Source organism: Variovorax sp. GW460-12-1-14-LB1, assembly GCF_059423605.1.
This window is the reverse complement of record NZ_JBWKYF010000160.1, coordinates 1-2232: the sequence shown is the minus strand read 5'-3', so window position 1 is coordinate 2232 and position 2232 is coordinate 1. Positions and strand designations below refer to the sequence as shown.

The 2232-nt window shown below is 67.2% G+C and carries 2 protein-coding genes; both read right to left on the bottom strand.

Features of this window, described 5'->3' with window-relative positions:
* Positions 1-99: 99 nt before the first annotated feature.
* Complete coding sequence (locus AC07Y4_RS32895) at positions 100-825, bottom strand: sulfite exporter TauE/SafE family protein (RefSeq protein ID WP_487849212.1); 726 nt, start codon at positions 823-825, stop codon at positions 100-102.
* 40 nt (positions 826-865) lie between these two features.
* On the bottom strand, positions 866-2116 hold the full coding sequence (locus tag AC07Y4_RS32890; protein ID WP_095744727.1) for an MFS transporter: 1251 nt from the start codon (positions 2114-2116) through the stop codon (positions 866-868).
* Between the last annotated feature and the right edge of the window lie 116 nt (positions 2117-2232).

The window sequence follows — 2232 nt, the reverse complement described above, 5'->3', positions numbered from 1 at the left end:
CGCCTTTTCTTTGCTTACTTTCTTTTGGCGAAGCAAAAGAAAGTGAGTCCGCCGCCGGGCGGAACTCCCGGCCCCGGAAAGCAAACCCACGCGCCAAGTTCAACGAGCCAGCAAGGCAGGCAAAGCCGAAGCCAACATAGCAACCCCAGACAACGTCAACAAGCTCAACACGATCTTGCGAAACGCCGCTTCACTGATCCCGATGTAAAGCCGCGCCCCCAACAACACCGGCACCGCAACAGCCGCAGCGACCAACACCAGCAACGGCAAAACCGACCGCCCGATGCTCCCGCTCGCCACATGCACCGCAAAGGCCACAGCCAGCATCGAGAGGTTGAAGTTCTGGATCACAGCGCGCAGCGTGCACCACAACGTCGGCACGACGCCCGAGAAGCCGCCGATGCCCGCCATCACACCGCCGATGGCGCCCGCAATGCCGTCCGCCGCGCGGCCACCGAATGTGATCTTCGGCAGGTGCTGCGACATCAGCATGGCCGGGCACCACAGCACCAGCAGCGTACCCAGGCACACCTTGAACAGCACGATGTCCAGGTGCGGCAGCAGCCAGACACCGAAGGGCACGCCGACCAGTCCGCCGAGCACGAAGGGCCAGAGGATGCGCTTGTCTAAAGACCGCCGCACCGTGAGCGCCGCAATCACCTGCCCCGTGAGGGCGCCGAACAGCGCGAGCACGGCGGCCAGTTGCGGCTCCAACGTCCAGGCCCACACGGACATCGCGACCATGCCGAAGGCAAAGCCCGACAGGCCCTGCACGAACCCCGCGAGCACAGCACCCACGATCACATAGACATACAAGGCTTGCATGCGGCCGATGATAGGGGGCCGCCCCCCGCGCCCAAGTGGCTTACGCCGACGCAGGCACCAGCGCCGTGCGCCGCACGCGCCGCACATTGAAGGCACTGGCGATCAACACGCCCTGCACCAGCGCCAGCCCGACGATCACGCTCGTGTACTGGCCGGCGTCCATCAGGCGACCGAACACCAGCGGCGCCACGGCCTGCCCGATGTCCAGGCCCGCGTACACCACGCCGTAGACACGCCCCGTCGCATTGGGCGGCGTCGACTTCTTCACCAGCAGGTCGCGCGACGGCCCGGCAACGCCCGAGACGAAACCCATCGCGCCGAACAGCACCGGCACCATCACCGGCGGGAACTGCGCAAAGGCCAGCACCAACGCCAGCGCCGCCGCCACGCCGAAGCCCGCGCCCACGATGCGCTCGCAGCGCGAGGGGTCGGAGGCCAGGAAGCCGCCCACCACCATGCCGGCCGCGCTCGCCACCATGTAGACCGTGAGGCACACCGCCACCAGCGCCACCGGCACCGCATGCAGATGGCCCGCGGCCACGGGCGCGAAGGTCTGCACCACGCTGATCACGGCGGCGTAGAAAAAGAAGAAGCCGAAGCACATCCACACGGCCGGGATGCGCAGGAAGTCGAACTCGCCGCCCACCGGCGCGGGCTCGCCGTGCCCCGTGGCCTTGTGCACGGCCGCAGCATCGAGCGCCAGCACGCTGCGGTAGATCCACAGGATCAGCAGCACCACGATCGCCACCACGCCGGCGGAGGCCAGCGCCACGCGCCACGAGAAGGCGATGGCGATCGGCACCACGAAGGCCGGTGCCAGCGCCCAGCCCAGGCTGCCGGTGATGCCGTGCACGCTGTAGGCATGGCCCAGGCGCGTGGGCGCGACCTTGCGGTTGAACAACGTGTAGTCGACCGGGTGGAACACGCCGTTGCCAATGCCGCCGACCACCGCGCACGCCAGCAGCATCCAGTAGCTCTGCGCCATGGCATAGCCGAAGGCCGCGAGCCCCAGCGCGCCCAGCCCGACGAACAGCACCGGGCGCGGGCCCAGCTTGTCGACGATGAAGCCCGAGGCCGCCTGCACGATGCACGAGACCACGAAGAACACCGTGAGCACCGCGCCCAGCTCGGTGTAGCTCACGTTGAACGCGTCCTTCAGCCAGGGAAACAGCGGCGCCAGGATGAGCTGGCTGAAGTGGCTCACCGCGTGCGCCAGGCCGACCAGCCCGATCAGTTGGGCGTCGGTACGCAAAGTGGTGGCGGGAACGGCTGTCGAGGAAGTGGATGACATGGATTGCTACAAAAAACCGGTGCGGGCACCGATGCTATGCGGCACCGACGCGGCAGAATGGCGATACAGCGACAACATTTGTCGAAACCATGCCAAGCGCCGTTCCCCCCACGCTC